This window comes from Fervidicoccaceae archaeon (assembly GCA_038878695.1).
Taxonomy (GTDB): domain Archaea; phylum Thermoproteota; class Thermoprotei_A; order Sulfolobales; family Fervidicoccaceae; genus JAVZVD01.
Genome location: JAVZVD010000003.1, coordinates 104779 through 121392 on the forward strand (window position 1 = coordinate 104779; position 16614 = coordinate 121392).

General features: G+C 59.9%; 17 protein-coding genes and 1 CRISPR repeat array. Of the genes, 10 read left to right on the forward strand and 7 right to left on the reverse strand.

Features of this window, described 5'->3' with window-relative positions; genetic code table 11:
• Nucleotides 1–8 precede the first annotated feature (8 nt).
• Entirely contained in the window at nucleotides 9–326 is a 318-nt protein-coding gene (locus QXU97_05350; GenBank protein MEM4036014.1) for a hypothetical protein, read from the reverse strand.
• A 93-nt stretch (nucleotides 327–419) separates the two neighbouring features.
• Between QXU97_05350 and QXU97_05355 the strand changes: the two genes are divergently transcribed.
• Genes QXU97_05355 through sucD form a run of 4 tightly spaced genes read left to right on the forward strand, consistent with a single transcriptional unit; the run spans nucleotide 420 to nucleotide 3463 of the window.
• Nucleotides 420–803, forward strand: a complete 384-nt coding sequence (locus QXU97_05355; protein ID MEM4036015.1) for an MGMT family protein — start codon at nucleotides 420–422, stop codon at nucleotides 801–803.
• The gene (locus tag QXU97_05360; protein ID MEM4036016.1) at nucleotides 800–1381 is read left to right on the forward strand and encodes a YkgJ family cysteine cluster protein; all 582 of its coding nucleotides are present in this window, start codon (nucleotides 800–802) and stop codon (nucleotides 1379–1381) included. The genes QXU97_05355 and QXU97_05360 overlap by 4 nt, the downstream gene beginning before the upstream one ends.
• A 24-nt stretch (nucleotides 1382–1405) precedes the next feature.
• Nucleotides 1406–2569: an ADP-forming succinate--CoA ligase subunit beta gene (sucC, locus tag QXU97_05365; protein ID MEM4036017.1), complete on the forward strand. Its 1164-nt coding sequence runs from the start codon at nucleotides 1406–1408 to the stop codon at nucleotides 2567–2569.
• A 3-nt stretch (nucleotides 2570–2572) separates the two neighbouring features.
• The gene (gene sucD / locus QXU97_05370) at nucleotides 2573–3463 is read left to right on the forward strand and encodes a succinate--CoA ligase subunit alpha (GenBank protein MEM4036018.1); all 891 of its coding nucleotides are present in this window, start codon (nucleotides 2573–2575) and stop codon (nucleotides 3461–3463) included.
• Nucleotides 3464–3478: 15 nt separating this feature from the next.
• Here the strand turns inward: sucD and QXU97_05375 are convergent, their stop codons facing one another.
• From QXU97_05375 to QXU97_05385, 3 genes are read right to left on the reverse strand one after another with little or no spacing between them, the layout of a single operon-like run.
• Nucleotides 3479–3988, reverse strand: a complete 510-nt coding sequence (locus QXU97_05375) for an RpiB/LacA/LacB family sugar-phosphate isomerase (GenBank protein ID MEM4036019.1) — start codon at nucleotides 3986–3988, stop codon at nucleotides 3479–3481.
• Entirely contained in the window at nucleotides 3985–5166 is a 1182-nt protein-coding gene (locus tag QXU97_05380; GenBank protein ID MEM4036020.1) for an MFS transporter, read from the reverse strand. The genes QXU97_05375 and QXU97_05380 overlap by 4 nt, the downstream gene beginning before the upstream one ends.
• 24 nt (nucleotides 5167–5190) lie before the next feature.
• Nucleotides 5191–6507: a Clp1/GlmU family protein gene (locus tag QXU97_05385; GenBank protein ID MEM4036021.1), complete on the reverse strand. Its 1317-nt coding sequence runs from the start codon at nucleotides 6505–6507 to the stop codon at nucleotides 5191–5193.
• A gap of 123 nt (nucleotides 6508–6630) precedes the next feature.
• Here QXU97_05385 and QXU97_05390 point away from each other — a divergent pair, with 123 nt between their 5' ends.
• From QXU97_05390 to QXU97_05415, 6 genes are all read left to right on the forward strand, one after another.
• A complete protein-coding gene (locus QXU97_05390; GenBank protein MEM4036022.1) occupies nucleotides 6631–7494 on the forward strand; it encodes a biotin/lipoate A/B protein ligase family protein in 864 nt (287 codons plus the stop codon).
• Complete coding sequence (locus tag QXU97_05395) at nucleotides 7472–7795, forward strand: hypothetical protein (protein MEM4036023.1); 324 nt, start codon at nucleotides 7472–7474, stop codon at nucleotides 7793–7795. The genes QXU97_05390 and QXU97_05395 overlap by 23 nt, the downstream gene beginning before the upstream one ends.
• Nucleotides 7792–8439 carry a YkgJ family cysteine cluster protein gene (locus tag QXU97_05400; GenBank protein MEM4036024.1) on the forward strand — a complete coding sequence of 216 codons (648 nt, stop codon included), beginning with the start codon at nucleotides 7792–7794 and terminating at the stop codon, nucleotides 8437–8439. The genes QXU97_05395 and QXU97_05400 overlap by 4 nt, the downstream gene beginning before the upstream one ends.
• Before the next feature lie 36 nt (nucleotides 8440–8475).
• Entirely contained in the window at nucleotides 8476–8670 is a 195-nt protein-coding gene (locus tag QXU97_05405) for a hypothetical protein (protein MEM4036025.1), read from the forward strand.
• Nucleotides 8667–9443 carry an FkbM family methyltransferase gene (locus QXU97_05410; GenBank protein ID MEM4036026.1) on the forward strand — a complete coding sequence of 259 codons (777 nt, stop codon included), beginning with the start codon at nucleotides 8667–8669 and terminating at the stop codon, nucleotides 9441–9443. The genes QXU97_05405 and QXU97_05410 overlap by 4 nt, the downstream gene beginning before the upstream one ends.
• An 87-nt stretch (nucleotides 9444–9530) precedes the next feature.
• Nucleotides 9531–10283: a 7-cyano-7-deazaguanine synthase gene (locus QXU97_05415; protein MEM4036027.1), complete on the forward strand. Its 753-nt coding sequence runs from the start codon at nucleotides 9531–9533 to the stop codon at nucleotides 10281–10283.
• Nucleotides 10284–10441: 158 nt separating this feature from the next.
• Here the strand turns inward: QXU97_05415 and QXU97_05420 are convergent, their stop codons facing one another.
• The 3 genes from QXU97_05420 to QXU97_05430 form a co-directional block, all read right to left on the reverse strand.
• Nucleotides 10442–11797, reverse strand: a complete 1356-nt coding sequence (locus QXU97_05420) for a radical SAM protein (protein ID MEM4036028.1) — start codon at nucleotides 11795–11797, stop codon at nucleotides 10442–10444.
• Nucleotides 11798–12708: 911 nt separating this feature from the next.
• Nucleotides 12709–14958: a CRISPR direct-repeat array (repeat unit 24 nt; unit sequence CTTTTAGTTCTTTGTTATTTTGCG).
• A gap of 116 nt (nucleotides 14959–15074) precedes the next feature.
• Nucleotides 15075–15935, reverse strand: a complete 861-nt coding sequence (locus QXU97_05425; GenBank protein MEM4036029.1) for a hypothetical protein — start codon at nucleotides 15933–15935, stop codon at nucleotides 15075–15077.
• Nucleotides 15932–16597 (reverse strand): hypothetical protein, encoded by a 666-nt coding sequence (locus QXU97_05430; GenBank protein ID MEM4036030.1) that lies wholly within the window; start codon nucleotides 16595–16597, stop codon nucleotides 15932–15934. Before QXU97_05430 ends, QXU97_05425 begins: the two co-directional genes overlap by 4 nt.
• Nucleotides 16598–16614: the final 17 nt, after the last annotated feature.

Genomic DNA, 16614 nt, shown 5'->3' on the forward strand with positions numbered 1-16614 from the left:
GCCCTTGCTCAGATTATCGAGCTGGTGTAGACCTCGCCCTCTAGGGCGCTCCTAATCTTCTCTAAGCACTCGAGGACGGAGTCGGGATTCTCGCAGAACAGCTCGATCCTCAGCGCCGGGAGCTCAATAGGGGCGAGGGCGCGTTGCGCCTCTCGGCGATGTTCGAGCGACGTGAGAATCACGCAGCCCTCGCCCAAGCGGCCCGCCGCCAACCCTCTCAGCCTGACTCCCTGGCTCATGCTCGAGAAAAGCTTCTCGAAGACGCGAGGCGCGGCGGTGGGGTCCGCGAAGAGTATGCTCAGCGAGGTTCTAATAAAGCAACTCAAACGGTCCACCACGCCTACCTAGCTCGTCTACGTAAAAATTACCTCAGTCTCAGAAAAGTTTGCGAGGACGGCGAGCGGCGGCGGTGGCAGTTTTTGCTGATCTGGACTTCGAGAGGAGTCAAGAGAGCTTCGACAGAGGACTTGGAGGAGGCGCTGCGAGCTCTGCTCCAGCTGATACCTCTGGGTCGCGTTACCACGTACGGCGACCTAGCGGCTGCGCTGGGCCTCAGCCCGCGAGCCGTGGGAAAAATGTTGGCGCGAAACAGAGAGCCCATCATCGTGCCGTGCCACCGAGTCATCAAAGCAAACGGCAGCCTCGGCAGTTACAGCTTCGGGGGGCGCGAGAAGATGAAGCGTAGATTGCTAGAGCTCGAGGGCGTAGAATTCGACGAGAGGGGGCGCGTCCCTCGAGCTTACTTCGTCAGGCTCGAACTCCTCCTAGGCTCTCATCGATCGACGAGAGGGCGCCGCGCTTGAGAAGACGAGGCGGCAGGATACGCGTCGGGGCTGGAGCGAGGGGAATAGGCTTCGAGTGCAGACGCTGCGCTCTATGCTGTAGCACGGGCCCGAACGTCTCTCTCACGATATTCGACGTGATTAGGCTCGCCGAGAGAGTCGGCGTCGGACCAAGGGACTTCCTGCTGATCTACTCCAAGGTCGTGGTCGCGGATTTCCTGCCCTTCGCGGTCCTCGCCGGAGATCACCGGGGAAGGTGCGTGTTCTTGGAGCTCGAAGGCGGACGCTACCGCTGCAAAGTCTACGAGTGCAGGCCGATGAGGTGCAGACTCTACCCGGCACTCCCCCTATCGCCGGGGCTCTCGACGTTGGAGCTCGATGAGAAGTGCCCCGGTTGGTTCGAGGACGAGAGAGGAGTGATCGTCGACGCCGAGCTCTACGAGACCTACTCGAGAGAGGTGAGAGAACACTACGCGAGACTCTATAGATTGATCTTCGAGGAAGGGTTAGAGCCCTTCGATGCTCTGGTGAAAGCCTCTCTCGACGCGGCACGATGTACCGAGAGCGGTCGGCGCGCCCCGAGGGGAAAAAGAGAATAACCGAGGCAGCGCCGAGCTCCGCGGATGAGACCGTTGCAGCTCCAGGAGTACATAGCTAAGAGAATTCTGAGCGAGAGGTACGGGGTTAAGATCCCGCGCGGAGAAGTTGCGGAGACGCCGGAGGAGGCCGCCGCGATCGCCGAGAAGCTCGGGCGGCCAGTCGTCCTCAAATCGCAGATCCTCGTTGGCGGGAGAGGAAAGGCTGGAGCCATAAGAACAGCCTCGAGTCCCGAGGAGGCGGCCCGCGTCGCCTCGGAACTTCTCGGTCGAGTGTTCAAGGGGCACATCGTTAGGAAGCTCTACGTTGAGGAGAAGCTCGAGATCGAGAGGGAGCTCTACGTAGGTCTATCGCTCGATAGAGTCGAGAAAGCGATAGCGTTGATAGTCAGTAGCGAGGGAGGGATGGACGTCGAGGAAATCGCCGAAAAGAGCCCCGAAAAGCTCCTGAGGTTGAAGATACACCCCCTCTATGGTCTCTGGGACCATCATGTTAGGAGAGCCGTTCAGAAGCTCTCTCTCCCGGACCCTCAAGCGGTCGAGGCCTCAACCTTGATCAGGGCCCTCTACAAGGCCATGGTGGAGCTGGACGCGGAGCTGATAGAGGTGAACCCGCTCGTCTTGACCGCGTCGGGGGAGCTCGTAGCTGCCGACGTTAGACTGTTCGTAGACGATTACGCCCTCTTCAGGCACCGAGAGCTGGAGAGCGTGATAGAGTACACGCAGGCCGACGCTCTAGAGAGGATGGCGAGCGAGATGGGCCTGAATTACGTCAAGCTCGAGGGGAACGTCGGGATTCTGGCCAATGGCGCTGGAATGGCCATGGCTACGATGGATCTCGTGCAATTCGTGGGAGGCAGACCGGCCAACTTCCTCGACGTGGGGGGCGGCGCCTCGAGCGAGGTGGTCGAGAGAGCGATCGAGCTAATACTGACGCACGAGTCCGTGAGGGTCGTCTTCATGAACATATTCGGCGGGATAACGAGGTGCGACGAAGTGGCCAGAGGCATCGTAGAGGCTCTCCGAGCTCTGAGACCGAGCATTCCCTTCGTGATTAGGCTCACCGGCACGAACGAGGAGGAGGGGAGGGCCATATTGGAGGAGTTCTCGCGGGGAAGCGGGCTCGCGATCTACGTGGTCTCCACCATGGAGGAAGGGGCCAAGCTGGCGGCTCAGCTGGCCGGGGGATGAGACGTGGTCGTGCTGGTCAACGAGAGCACGCGCGTGGTCGTTCAGGGCATAACCGGGAGACAAGCCTCCTTCCACGTCAGAAGGATGCTGGACTACGGGACGAAGATCGTGGCCGGCGTCAGACCGGGCAAGAGAGGCGAGAGGGTCCACGGAGTCCCCGTCTATGATAGCGTCGAGGAGGCGGTGAAGGAGACCGGAGCCAACGCCTCAATAATCTTCGTCCCGGCCCCCGCCGCTCCCGACGCCTTCATGGAAGCTGTCGAGGCCGGTTTAGACTTGGTCGTCGTCATAACCGAGGGGATCCCGGTGCATGACGAACTCAAGATGTATTGGAGAGCCAAGGAGTCTGGCACCATCATGATAGGACCCAATACGCCGGGCGTGCTCAGCGTCGGCGTAGCGCACTTGGGGATCATGCCGACGGGCGCTTTCTCGCGCAAAGAGGGGGGAGGAGTGGGGGTGGTCTCGAGGAGCGGGACCCTGACGTATCAGGTCTGCCAGTACCTATCTCGCCTCGGAGTGGGTCAGACCACGGTGATAGGCGTAGGCGGCGACAGGATCACCGGGTTAGACTTCGTGGACGTCCTAGAGATGTTCGAAGAAGACGAAGAGACCAAGGGGGTCCTGCTGATAGGCGAGATAGGAGGAACGATGGAAGAGGAGGCCGCGAAGTTCATCGCGCGGGGATTCGAGAAGCCCGTCGTAGCTTACGTAGCGGGCGTCACGGCTCCACCGGGCAAGAAGATGGGCCACGCCGGCGCGATCATTGAGGGGAGGAGAGGAACGGCGGAGTCCAAGATAAAAGCGTTCGAGGAGGCGGGGGTCCCCGTCGGCAGGACCCCCCTCGAGGCCGCGGAGCTCGTGAAGAGGGCTCTCGAGTCGAGGATGAAATAAACTCCCGCGGATCTCTCACTCGGATCGTTTTCTGCGAGCGCGTCGAGCGGCGCGGCGGGCTCCAGCGCTCTCCGCCTCTTCCAGGCTCGCGATCACTCTGATGTTCTCGCTTTCGGACTCGTCGGGCCTCTCGACGGATAGCCACGCATCGATTATCTCCTTGGCAAGCTCTTGGCTGAGGAGCCTAGCGCTCAGAGCCAGAACGTTGGCGTCGTTCCACCTCCTCGCGCCTTCAGCCGTCTTGGCGTCGAAGCAGAGAGCGGCTCGGACCCCTCTGACTTTGTTGGCCGCTATCGAGACACCCGTGCCGGTATAGCATACGACCACTCCGAAGGCGACCTCTCCCCCGCTGACGAGCTTCCCGACTTCGTACCCGACCAGAGGCCAGGGCTCCGGCTTCCCTGTCTTCAGGCTGCCCACGGGGATCACCTCGAACCCCTTAGAGGCGAGGTACTCCGCCACGAACTTGACCACGCCGTAATTGTCGTCGGATCCTACCGCGGCGCGCGCTATGCGCCCGCTCAACTCGAGCCCCCGGATCTCTCTCGCGCCGGCGATTTAACCGTTCCACGAGCGCCGCTCGGACACGCGGCGAGGACGACCGCGGAGGCAGCGAGCAGAGCGAGAGAGAACGACATCATCTCGGCGAACCCTCTCCCCCGCAATGCTCCAAGAAATAGAGCGTAGTTCACGAGGCCGCTAATCGACAGGCTCGCGGCCACGAGCCCTGCCGCGGTAGCTTGGAGAGCCGGGGGCATGAGTCTCGAGAGGAGCGTGTAGCTGGAGACCTCGTAGAAGGGATACACGGGGAGCGCCCACAGAGCCACGTAGAAGGCCCCCGATGCGCTCGGGAGGAGCAGGGCCAGAGCGGCGTAGCCCAATAGAGATAGGAGGAGGACTCCGCGCGGACCCACGGAGTCCACGGCCGCCCCCGCTATCGGTCTAGCCGCGAGGCTCGGGAGACCCGTGAGCGTCGCGGCCGCCGCCCCGAAGGTCAGCAGATCGCTCGTCTGTCGGTAGAGCTTGACGCCGGCCGCGCTGATCAGAATCCCCTGCCCCGCCGAGCCCAGCAGCAGAGCGACTAGGCGCGCTAGATTGAGGCTCAGCCCCTCTCTCAGATCGGCGAGAGAGGGAGGAGCGGCGGCTCTCCCTTCGGGGATCGAGGCTAGACCAACGAGCGAGGAGAGAGCGTAGAGAGCGGAGACCGAGGCGAAGACCGCTCTCTCCCCTCCTCCGGCTGCCACAATGAGGCCGGGCAGCAAACCTCCGACGGACCAACCGAGCGAGCCCATCGCGCCGAAGAGGCCGAAGGACCTCGCTCGGCCGGAGACCTCGTGCAGCACGGCCCCGTAGAGCACCGACTGATAGGAGCTCACGGCCAGGAAGACGGCGAAAGCGGCATAGGGGTAGAGTCTCACATCGATGAGGCCCATCGAGATCGCGGCGCAGGCTCCGCCGAGGCCCAACAGAGAGGAGAGCCTGCGCCCCGCTCTATCGAAGTAGAAGGCTAAGAGCGCTGCCAGGAGGGCCGGAGAGCTCTCGAAGGCGCCTAGCATCACGGCGAAGGCGTAGCTGTCCTCGACCTTCGCCGCCACGATCGCTCTCGTATAGACGTAATAAGCGGCATTGCCGGAGCCGAGCAACGCGACGGCTAGGTAGCACCACCGAGCCCTCCCCTCGATGAGCCAAGACCTGTTAGACATGGCGCCCCTCGCTGCTCGCGAAATTCACGCGAAGCCAGGATCCAGCCTCTCGACCTCGCGCAAATTGCTGTCGAGCCTGACGCTCCCGAGCCTGAGCGCGGTCACGCGATCTAGCGAGCCGAGCGGGGTCAACACGATCGCCGCTCGCTCGCCGAGGTCCAGCTTCCTCAACACCCCGACCTCTACGCAGAGGCCTCCGCGCTCCAAGAGCCCGACCACGAGACCCTCCTCGAAGCCCCTCTTCAGGACCCTCACTACTCTCTCGGGGCCCTGCTCGCCGCGCTCGAGCGACGCCTTCAACCTCTCGAGGGCTTCGCGACTCGCCGAGCTCCTCTCGCCATCTGTTACGACGACGAGAGAGTCCGTAGATAGCTCGCAATAGCTGACGCGGCACCTCAGCGTCTCCTCGACGAGCCGGCGCAGCTCATCGGGAGCCTCCTCGCCGCTCCCAATGAAAGACCCCAAGAGAGGAACGCGCTTCAGGTCCACGCGCAGCTCGCGCGCCCCCCTCCTCGCGAAGTAATTGAAGAACGCTCTCTCTCGTAGAACTCTGCGCTCCTCTCTGCTCCTCCTACGCGCGTAAGGAGAGGCCGGCAGCGCGAGCACGTCGACGCCGACGCTCTTAAGGAGCTTAGCCAAATGCTCGAGCTCGCGCGAGTGTTGAAGGAGAGCCACTCTCGTGGGCCTCAAGCTCTCAGCCAAGTGATAGTGGAGGGCTCGAGCGGGCCCCCCGAAGACGAGGCCCGGCGTGTCCACGAGCACGGAGTCGCTCAGGCTCGAGCCTATCTCGCGCAGCATCGCGATCCCAACTAGCGTCGGGAGCAGGTGTCCGGCAGGCGACGTGGAGCCCACGAAGTACATCGCTCTAGGCTCCACCTCCTCGAGGAATGCCACCTGCGACTCGAGGACGCCCAGACCGACCGTGGTCGGGGGACCTATGCTGGACTGGCCCACGTCCCCGTCGATCACTGAGACCCTTATCGAGTAGCCCATGAGCTTATTTGCCGCGTACGTCGCGAGGAACGTCTTGCCGCTGTCGACCGGTCCCACCAGCAACGTCAACCCCCTCTTCTCGCTGGCGAGCTCCTCGATGAAGGAGCGCCACTCCGGGGGCACCGTGGAGGATTCGCACTTAGACATAGAGCCCCCCCTCACCTCGACTTCGGCCTCGCTCTCCGCGGTCTCGACGAGCGTGGCCTTGGCCGCCGGCACGACCACTTCGGAGCCGGGCTCTAGCGTCTTGCCCGTCACCTCGACGAGTCCGCGGACGACCTTCAGCCTCAGCGGCCCCTCGGCCAGGTAATAGCCGGAGAGCGTCACTCTGCCTCCCGGAGCGGTCATCTCTCGCCACCCTCCTCGCGGGGCCGGCGAGGGACGACTCCTCTCGTTCCCGCCTTTTAGCTTCGAGGCCGCGGGGAAGCTTTTACTCCTCGCAGAGCTCAGCTCCTCTCCGCGTGAGACGATATGCTCGACTTAATCGTCGCCGAGTGGCCTCGAGACCCCTTCTTTAACTTAGCCTTCGAGGAGGCGGTCTACCGCGTCGGCCCTCGCGGGGGGGCCTCGGGGGTCCTGAGGCTCTGGAGGAACGAGAGGGCTGTGGTCGTGGGAAGGCTCCAGTGCGCGCCCCTCGAGGTCGACGCGCTCCAGTGCGCGGCCCTCGGCGTCAAAGTCGTGAGGAGGTTCACGGGGGGAGGAGCGGTCTACCACGACCTCGGCAATCTGAACTACGCCTTGACGATCGATAGGAGGAGGCACGGCGTCGAGGACGCTCGCTCGGCCTTCGAGCTCGTGGGGAGGGCGGTGGCCGAGGCCCTCTCGGGGCTCGGAGTCGAGGGCGCCTCCTACAGGCCCCTCAACGACGTCGAGGCCGGAGGTCTGAAGATATCCGGCATGGCGGCCTCGATCTCGGCCGGCAGGGTCTTCGTGCACGGCGCGATGCTCGTCTCGAGCGACATAGAAGTCCTGTGGAGGGTGTTGAAGATCTCGCCGGAGAAGCTATCAGATAAGAGCTTCGTGCCGAGCAGGCCCAGGAGGGTTACGACGGTCGAGAGAGAACTGGGGAGGAGGGTCGATCCGCTGGAGGTGGGGAGGGCGGTGGCCGAGAGCCTCGCCGAGGCCCTGGGGGCCGAGCTCAGCGAGCCGCGCGGCCCCGACGAGCTCGAGCTCGGCGCGGCCCGAGAGCTCTACGAGCGAAGGTATTCCAGGCTCGAGTGGAACCTCTGGTGCCTCGAGAAAGTCCGCGGCCTCCTCTCGCCCGAGGAGGTCGAGGCCCTGAGGCTCGTCGCTTCGCCGGAGGCGGTGGGCCGTGGGGAGCGCGATCTGCGGTGAGAAGAAGCGCCCCGGAGGCAAGCTCGTCAAGGCCTGCGTCGAGCTGGACGAGCGCGGGGAGCCGACGAGGCTGCTCATCTCCGGGGACTTCTTCGTGGAGCCCGAGGAGGGCTACGAGCTGCTCGAGGAGATCGTCGCGGGCCCCGCGAAATCTCTGTCAGCTCTAGGGCTAGAGAGGGCCTCGGAGCTGCTCGAGAGAGAGCTGCGCTCGCGCGGGGTCGCGCTGATAGGCGTGGAGCCCCTCGACGTTCTAGAGGCGATCGCGAGGGCTCTCGAATCGTCTCGCGGGGGGAGATCTTGAGCTCCGCCTCGGTCCGCGGCGAATCCCCCGACGAGGAGAGAAATGGAGCTGGAGGCGCCTTGGGACTCGACGACCTCAATAGAGCGGCGAAGCTCGGCCTGAGGGGCGATCCCCGCGAGCTCAGGCGCGTGCTAGAGCGGCTGGAGCGATACGAGTTCCTACCCCAGATCAAGTTCGCCGCCTACGCGCTCGTCGCGCAGTTCTACATGAACACCTCGCCCTCCACGCCCTCCGAGTGCGAGGCGTGCGGCGCTCGGTGCTGCCTCGAGGGCCCCCCGCTCCCGATCTACGACTTTGACCTCGAGGAGCTAGTCGAGGCGGGGGTAGACGCGAGCATCTTCTCGGAGGTCGAGGGACTTAGAGTCCTGCCGCGCCCCTGCCCCCTCCTGCGCGGGTGGGCCTGCTCCGTGCAACCGGTCAAGCCCTACGCTTGTCTGTCCTACCCCTTGGCCACCGAGGACGAGCAGGCCGAGGCCATGGCCTCGTACGATGGAGAGGGGCTCCCGAGGCTGATCGCCCCCGAGAGCTGCCCGGCCGCCGCTCGAGCGCTGAGGGAGCTCGAGGAGCTCTCCTCCTCGCTCGGCCGCGAGCCGAGGCCGCTGGAGCTCCTGGAGGCGCTGACGTCAGCGCGCGGGAAACCGTAATAGCCTCTCTCGGCACTCAAATCGAGGAGCGGGGGTGTGCTGGCCACGGGGGCCGTCACCTGTCCCCGCTGCGGCTTCAGATTCGACGTGGGCTACTCGAGAATCGTGTCGTGCAGGACCTGCTCGCTGGCGACGCTGGGAGACTGCGAGTACGTGAGGTGCCCGGCCTGCGGCCACGAGTTCGCTTACAAGAGAGCTCCTCGGAGCTGGAGATCTCTCCAGCTACCGTGAAAGCTCTCGCTCCCCGGCCCCCGCTCGCGCTTCTCCGGGCCGCCACTCCTCTCCTGAGGGCCGTCGGAGCTCGGAGCATAGCTCTCAGCGTCAGGTTCTCGGGCCACGGGCTCAGATTCTCGATCCCGACCTCGTGGCTCCCCGAGGTGCTCGAGAGCGTCGAGCACGTGCTCCTCGACGCCGATTACTTCCAGCTGCCCTGGTCCATTCCGCGGCCGGGCTGGAGGGTCGTGGACGCGGGGGCCTCGCTGGGCCTCTACTCGGCCGCTGCCCGAGCCCTCGGGGGAGCCCGGGCGGAGCTGACGGCGCTCGAGCCGAACCCCTTCGCCCTCGGCTACTTGAGGACCAATCTGGAGCTGAACGGCCTGAGCCCGGCCTCCGCGGCGCCTCTGGCCCTCTGCGGGAGGAGGGGCAGGAGGGCCCTCTACGTCGGACGCTACGGCTCCGTGAGCTCTCTCTCGAGAGAGCACGTCGAGCGCTACACGGAAGTCGTCGCGGAGCTCGAGGTGGTCTGCGTCGAGCTCGGCGCGCTGCTCAGAAGGCTTGGCCCCGTGGACCTGCTGAAAATGGACGTAGAGGGGGCGGAGCTCGAGGTCCTCGAGGGCTCGCGCCGGGAGCTGAGGCTGGTCGAGAGGCTCGTCGTCGAGGTTCACGAGGACGAGGTAGACCCCTCCGACGTCGAGAGGCTGCTCGAGGAAGAGGGCTTCGGCGAGCTCGCCCTCTACGCCCCGCCGAGCTCCCCCGACCAGCTCGTGCTCTACGCCAAGAGATGAGCGGCCGCGGAGCGGGGACCGAGCGAGCCCCCGCGGCACGCATAAAAAGCCCCGGACGCCTCAACGCTCGGCGGCTCGGCGATGCGCTTGAGCTCCTCGAGCGAATGCCTCGCCGTCTCCGCGGTCAGCGGCGGGCCGGATAGCGTATGCTCGATGGTCTATTGGCTCAGCAGAGGGTGCGACGTTGCCCCCCTCTTCTTCGACTACGGCCAGAAGGCCGCGAAACGCGAGCTGGAGGCTCTGCGGAGGATCGTGGAGAGGCTGAGGGAGATCGCCGGCGAGAGGAAGTGGGGGCGCGTGGAGGAGCCAACGGTCCTCGACCTGAAGCCGCTGGGGAGGCTCTGGGTCGGCTCTCAGCTCACGGACGAGAGCGTCGAAGTGACCGAGGAGTACGACGTGACCGTCGTGGTCCCGATAAGGAACGTGATCATGGCGGCGGTCGCCGCGGCCCGCGCCTACGCGCTCCTGAGCGCGAGGAGGCTCGAGCGAGTGCTGGTGATCCTGGGCAGCCAACGCGATGACGTCAGGCCGAGGGAGGACACGTGGGAGCCCAGATATCCCGACTGCTCGCCCGAGTGCCTCCTCGCCCTGGAGGCCTCTCTCAAGATATGCCACTTCAGGGGCGAGAGGAGAATAGAGCTGTGGGCCCCGAGCGCGGCCGGCATCGGGAAGAGCGAGCTCCTGAGGTCGTGCTACGAGCTGATCGGGGATCTGATCTACGAGACCTGGAGCTGTTATCGAGGGCTCGAGAAGCACTGCGGCTCGTGCGAGAGCTGCGCGAACAGGAGGAGAGCTCTGCGAGAGGCCGGTTTGCCCGATAAGACCGAGTACATGAGTTGAACCTTTCCTTTTCTAGTCGCTTCCCTGAGCGGGTCTCGTTGATCCTCACCGCCTCGGGCTCTCCGTCGCTTCAGCGGCCAGAGATAGCGAGAGGACCCGCGAACTCCGCCCAATGGCCGCCCGGTCGAGTGGGCGGGGCTCCGGCTCGACGCGCGACCTCAGCTCAATTTGATTACCTCCGGGCGGTCTCCCGATCTCGATACCTGAATGAACGTCCCCGTGGCTTTAACGGGCACCTCGATGATGTAGTTTGTGAGAGCCCTGTACATCTCTCTGATGCCGCGCCTGGTCAGCCTGTAGGCGTCTCCGGCCCTCCTAACGAGGCCCTCTAACTCCATGACCTTTAGGAGGAGCCTCATCTTAAGCGGCACGCCCCTTAGACCTATGGACCTGAACGCCTCTTCGCTCACCTTAGCCGCCGCGAGCTGATCGAAGAACAGCCTCCACGCTCTCGAGGACGGGCTCATGCTTCGCGAGTATATGGCCGGCGGCGCGCCCCTCTCGGCCGCACCGATGTAATGGGACACGCTGTGAGTGTTGACGTACTGGTAGAGACCGGTGTTGCTCCACGCGCCCGCCCCGAAGCCGAGCAGAGGACCCACCATCTCCAGGTTTACCGTCGCGTACTCGTAGGGCTTGATGGAGACGGAATAGACCCTGACGATGTGCAGACGGCGGTCCTCGGCGAAGCCTATCGCCTCATCGACGAATCTGTCGATAGAGTCTATCTCCTGACGCACCCTCCCGAGCTCGACGAGCCTGTACCCCGGGGAGTACCTCGGTATTATCGTCGGGTAGAACGTTATCTGGTGAACCCCCAGCTCGTGGCTCTTCTCCAGGTCCTCTCTGAAGGCCCTCACCTTCTCCCCCAAAGCGAGCTCCACGCGGCCGTCGATGCTCGGGGCGAGAAACATCAGGTCCACGTTAACCCACTTAAAGCCCGCCTCGAGGGAGTTCTCGATAGCGTTAACGCCGTCCTCCGGCAGGTGCTTTCTGCCCAAGGACTTCAGTATCCTCTCGTCGAAGCTTTGAACGCCTATGCTCACCTCGTCGACGCCCGCCGAGTAGAACTCCTCCACGTCTTCGTAGCGCCTGAAGTCCTCGGGGTTGACCTCGATGCCGAGACCGCACTTGACCTCGAAGAACTGAGACAGGTGACGCAGGAGCTCCCCGTACAGTCTCGGGGGGACGAGGCTCGGCGTTCCGCCGCCCACGTGCATCTCCGCGACGGTCAGGCCCGCCCCCTCCACGAGCTCGCCGTAGACGCTCACCTCCCTCATCAACGCTCTAAAGTACTTCTCAATCTCACCTCTATCCCTCAACACGTATCGATTGTACGGGCAAAACGCGCACGTGTACCTACAGAAGGGGACGTGGACGTAGACGCCTACGGTTCTGCCGATAGAGCTTTTCACGAGGTCCAGGTGCGCGCCCGGGTCGTCCACTCTGTAGAATTCTAGAGCGGGAATGCGCCTCAGCAGCCTACATACCCTCAGCCTCCCCCTATCCAGCACTGGTGCACCTGAATTCATATATTAGTGCACCAAGAAATCCGCGTTGATCGCCGCGTTTAAAAATCTGCGGGAGGGCGGCTAGCATCGGCGGACGCCGCGACGGCAGCGCGAAGACCGAACTGCGGAACCCGATAAAGCGCTCACAGAGAGATCAGCGCTTAGAGGGGTTATAGGAATGTTCACCGAGAGGCTCCGTCGGGGTTTCCGCCTACCCAAACTGGAGAGACCACGCAGCGGCAGGAAAAGACCGAAAAGAGCTCGGTTTAAATTCCTCGGGTGAGTCGATTGCAATGAAGAGCAAATAAATAGCTTTACTTTTCGCTTTAAAGCTTTTTTAGTTAAAGGTATTGATGTGCTATCTTCACAATCATTTAATCAATATCGAGAGAATTGCGAGGAGAAGATCTCGTGCAGCAGCCTAACACTTGAACTACGAGGTCTAAGTTTGTCAATCACTATTACCCCCTTCCTATCGAGGAAGTCCTTCACATGTTCTGGAACACGTCGCAGAGAGGCTAAAATGAATGTACTCAGTCCGAAGGTGTGCAAGTACGGTAAGATTTGTGAGCTTATTTCGTTTTCCCATCTATTGAAGGGATCCTCTTTATACTCTACAAGGACTTCTATATCCTTTCCAGAGCTAACGAGGTCTCTCGTATTCTCGTAATAGCCTCTAACTACTACAATAATATCAGGCCTAGCGGGTATGCGTCTACCTGTAGAAACATAGATGATCTTGTCATGGAGTTTAAACGTGCCTCGCATATGGGCGTCCCTGCTAGGTTTAAACTCTATTCAAAAGCTTACGCTACCGTAGGGCGTCTCCCCAATGCATGTGCTGAACTCCGAGCCTTGCTCGACCTACCAGTATGTTCCATCTTCGCTCCTATGGTATAAAAACCTCAATATACCTTTTAGTTCTTTGTTATTTTGCGATGGAAATCTCAGAGTACTGCAGTGTAAATCTTGACTTTTAGTTCTTTGTTATTTTGCGTCCCACTGAGGCAAAGTTTACCTTACCCCTAGAAGGCTTTTAGTTCTTTGTTATTTTGCGCCCCCCACATTTTGGAGGTGAGAGGATGAGCACCCTCTTTTAGTTCTTTGTTATTTTGCGGAGGGCCAGGCCGAGGGTCGAGAGGAAATCACGAACTTTTAGTTCTTTGTTATTTTGCGTCGGCAGATGCTATGCCCTTATCCTATTGATACAATCTTTTAGTTCTTTGTTATTTTGCGAAGAGATATGGAAACGTGCTCTGGATTCTCCCCAGCTTTTAGTTCTTTGTTATTTTGCGGGCTGGAGATCCGTGTCCCACCAATAGTAATTGTCGGCTTTTAGTTCTTTGTTATTTTGCGTCCTCCTCTCCCTCGGTATCGAGACCAAGAGGACCACTTTTAGTTCTTTGTTATTTTGCGCCGTCCTCGATCCCAGCTCGAGGGACCTCAAGCTCTTTTAGTTCTTTGTTATTTTGCGACGGTATCTGCAATTTTGTGGAGGGGAGCGGGAATGTCTTTTAGTTCTTTGTTATTTTGCGACGAGGGCCGCGCGCGCGCTGGGCCTCCCGAGGAGGATCTTTTAGTTCTTTGTTATTTTGCGTCCATCGGCGAGAGCAGCCTCTTGATCAGGTCGGCCCTTTTAGTTCTTTGTTATTTTGCGACTCCCATGGAGGAACAACGCCAGATGCAGTATATCCTTTTAGTTCTTTGTTATTTTGCGATGTCGGAGAGCACTTCAAGGAGACGAAAGTCTTCGCTTTTAGTTCTTTGTTATTTTGCGCCGAGGATTCTCTCTCTTAGTCTGGAGAATATCGCCTCTTTTAGTTCTTTGTTATTTTGCGTGGGCGAGATAAAGGCCCTTCGAGTGACGCGCGACGTCTTTTAGTTCTTTGTTATTTTGCGTTGTGTTTAAACCGATCTCGAAAATTCTCTCGTTAACTTTTAGTTCTTTGTTATTTTGCGGTTCTTTCTCTCGAGCTCCGCCATCTCAAACAACTCTTTTAGTTCTTTGTTATTTTGCGGGTGGCCACATTTCGGGCATCGGACCAATCTCCTCTCTTTTAGTTCTTTGTTATTTTGCGTGCTCTCCCAGATCCTCGGCTGCCCCGTCGGCGAAACTTTTAGTTCTTTGTTATTTTGCGTCGGGATCTCCCAGTCGTCGGTCAAGGAAATATTGTCTTTTAGTTCTTTGTTATTTTGCGATAGGCCCCCGAGGAGGGTCCCCCGGAGGAGGGATCCCTTTTAGTTCTTTGTTATTTTGCGGATCTTGTTGACTCTAAATGAGGTAGCGGAGGAGCTCTTTTAGTTCTTTGTTATTTTGCGTTTGCGACAGCTCGGGCACGTGATGTAGATCAACCTCTTTTAGTTCTTTGTTATTTTGCGTAAGGGAATAGATTATGAGTACGCGCGGCGCCGGCTCTTTTAGTTCTTTGTTATTTTGCGCGAAATGTGGACACACCTGGCACACGCGCTCGCGCACTTTTAGTTCTTTGTTATTTTGCGCGCAGGGCCCGCTCGAGCTCCTCATCGCTTGGGGCCGCTTTTAGTTCTTTGTTATTTTGCGCGGGCCCGCGAGACGGCCGCAACGGACTCAGGCTCACTTTTAGTTCTTTGTTATTTTGCGTTACAAACCTCTTGAAGGCTCGCACGGCCTCGGAAATCCGCTTTTAGTTCTTTGTTATTTTGCGTAGCCGGAGAGGTTTACGTGGTGCCCCCGGGATTTGTCTTTTAGTTCTTTGTTATTTTGCGAGCTCCTAAAGAGGTCGGGGAGAGTCGCGGGCTTCGCTTTTAGTTCTTTGTTATTTTGCGAGAAGAGACGAGTTGAGAACGGAGCCCCCCGAGGACTTTTAGTTCTTTGTTATTTTGCGCTTTAGCAGCCACGATGCCTCCTTCTCCTGAATCATCTTTTAGTTCTTTGTTATTTTGCGCCGGATTAACTCCTTGTTTCAAGAGGTAAGTTACAAACTTTTAGTTCTTTGTTATTTTGCGTGATCGGCCGGATCCTCGGGATGAATCCTCGGGTCTTTTAGTTCTTTGTTATTTTGCGTTAACCGAAAAACAAGAAACGCCGCGCGCGGTACAATACTTTTAGTTCTTTGTTATTTTGCGTGCGTTACGTGGTGATTTGTCGATCGAGAGCGATCCTTTTAGTTCTTTGTTATTTTGCGAGGTCTCTCGCGTGGCGCTTTTCATCTACTCTCCCGTTCTCACCCAAGGTTTATAGAGGTTCGGGCGAGAGGGCGAGCCCCGCCCACGAGAATCGACGCGAGTAGCTCACCTCCGTTTATCTTTTGGTTTCTATTTTTATTTTTTGTGGTGCTATGGTTATTGTTCCAAAGCCATTGGCTCTACTTGCCCCTATCCCGTAGATCCTTGCTGTTTGTAGCGTTCTCTTGACTATCTCCTCGCACCTCTTCTCTCTTGTTAAGACGATGTACTTCGCTTTCGCTGTTAGTGTCGGCTCTCGGTTGTTGTCGTAGTTCACGAACACGGCTTTCTGCTTGGTTGAGTAGTGCTCCGCTAGGCAGGACTCGAGCTCCACCGCGGCTTGAAATGCTTTGTGAGGATCGAGGCTGAGCGTCCCCTGCGCAATCATGTAAGGGACCCAGAAGAACACGCCCGGGCTGGTGGTAAACCTTCTGACGTGCTGTGTTGGCACTAGCGGGTGTGGAAGCAGCGCTGGGCTCAGGGTCCTCACGACTATAGTTTTCAGTTTTTCTTCTAGTTCTTTGTTATCTTGTGGAGTGTGTATGCTGGCATCCTCTACCGTATAGCTCACGACCGCGTTCTCGAACTTCAGCCTGGTCCTGACCCCCTCAATCTGCTTGAACCGGTTGTAGAGCAACCTGACGGTATCGCCGTTCGCTCCGACCTCAACGACGTACTCGCCCCTTAGAAGCACCGGCCTCAGTTCTTTGTTATTTCGTGTCACCTCGTAGACTGGTATGACCGAGCTGTTTCCACTTAGAGGCGGGCTCACCCTTAGGAGCTTGAAGAACCCCTTTGACGGTCTGAAGAGGGGCTCAAGCTCCGGAGCCTCCGTAAGCACCAACGTCTTGGTCAGCTTGCCCGTGTAGTTGTAGATGTAGCCGTTACTCTCCATGTAGACTCTGAGCGCAAGTACCGCGCCGTCGGCGACGCTCAACCGCGCTCACCGCAGAACGCGTAGCGCAGGGCTTCCCCGAGCGGTGTCAGCTCTACGGTATTATCCCTCAGCTGTATCAGCCCCCTCTTCGCCATCCTCCGCAGCAGCATGTATATCGTTGACGGCGATTTCCCCGCCTCACCGCACGCCTCTTTAACCACGAGGTCTCTCTCAACTCTGTCCCCAACCAGACATATCATCCTCAGCTCGCTCCTGCCGACGCAGAGCCTCACGGTTTCGAGGCTCAGGGCTACATCGTATAGCCCGTCCTCCCTCGCCGCGTGAACCGCGAGCTCTACGCCCTTCACTAGCTCTCTGTAGATGAGGGACGCGTAGATGACAACGAGACCGAGATACCTCATCCCGCTACCGAGGGACATCACTAGCCTCTCGGGTCTCAGCTCCCTTAGCGCGTCCACGAGAGCTGAGGCGTCTCTACCGAAGTTGTTAGCGTCCAGCACCAGCTCCTTGACCGCTACGCCGGCGGACGAGAAGACGCTCTTGACCACGCTAACCGCATTTGAGACCTTCTGCCTCTCGTAATCGCTTCCGCTCAGGCTGTAGACCAAGAGAGCGGTGTCCCCGGGCTGTAGCCCGACCCTGAATCCAGCCCTGATGACGAGCTTCTCATCAAACCCCACTATGAAGATTGCGAGCTTCATGTTCATTTACTCACCTT

Coding starts and splice junctions, on each gene's coding strand:
- sucC (MEM4036017.1), top strand. CDS start 1,406: ATGAGACCGTTGCAGCTCCAGGAGTACATAGCTAAGAGAATTCTGAGC.
- QXU97_05380 (MEM4036020.1), bottom strand. CDS start 5,166: ATGTCTAACAGGTCTTGGCTCATCGAGGGGAGGGCTCGGTGGTGCTAC.
- QXU97_05385 (MEM4036021.1), bottom strand. CDS start 6,507: ATGACCGCTCCGGGAGGCAGAGTGACGCTCTCCGGCTATTACCTGGCC.
- QXU97_05390 (MEM4036022.1), top strand. CDS start 6,631: ATGCTCGACTTAATCGTCGCCGAGTGGCCTCGAGACCCCTTCTTTAAC.
- QXU97_05430 (MEM4036030.1), bottom strand. CDS start 16,597: ATGAAGCTCGCAATCTTCATAGTGGGGTTTGATGAGAAGCTCGTCATC.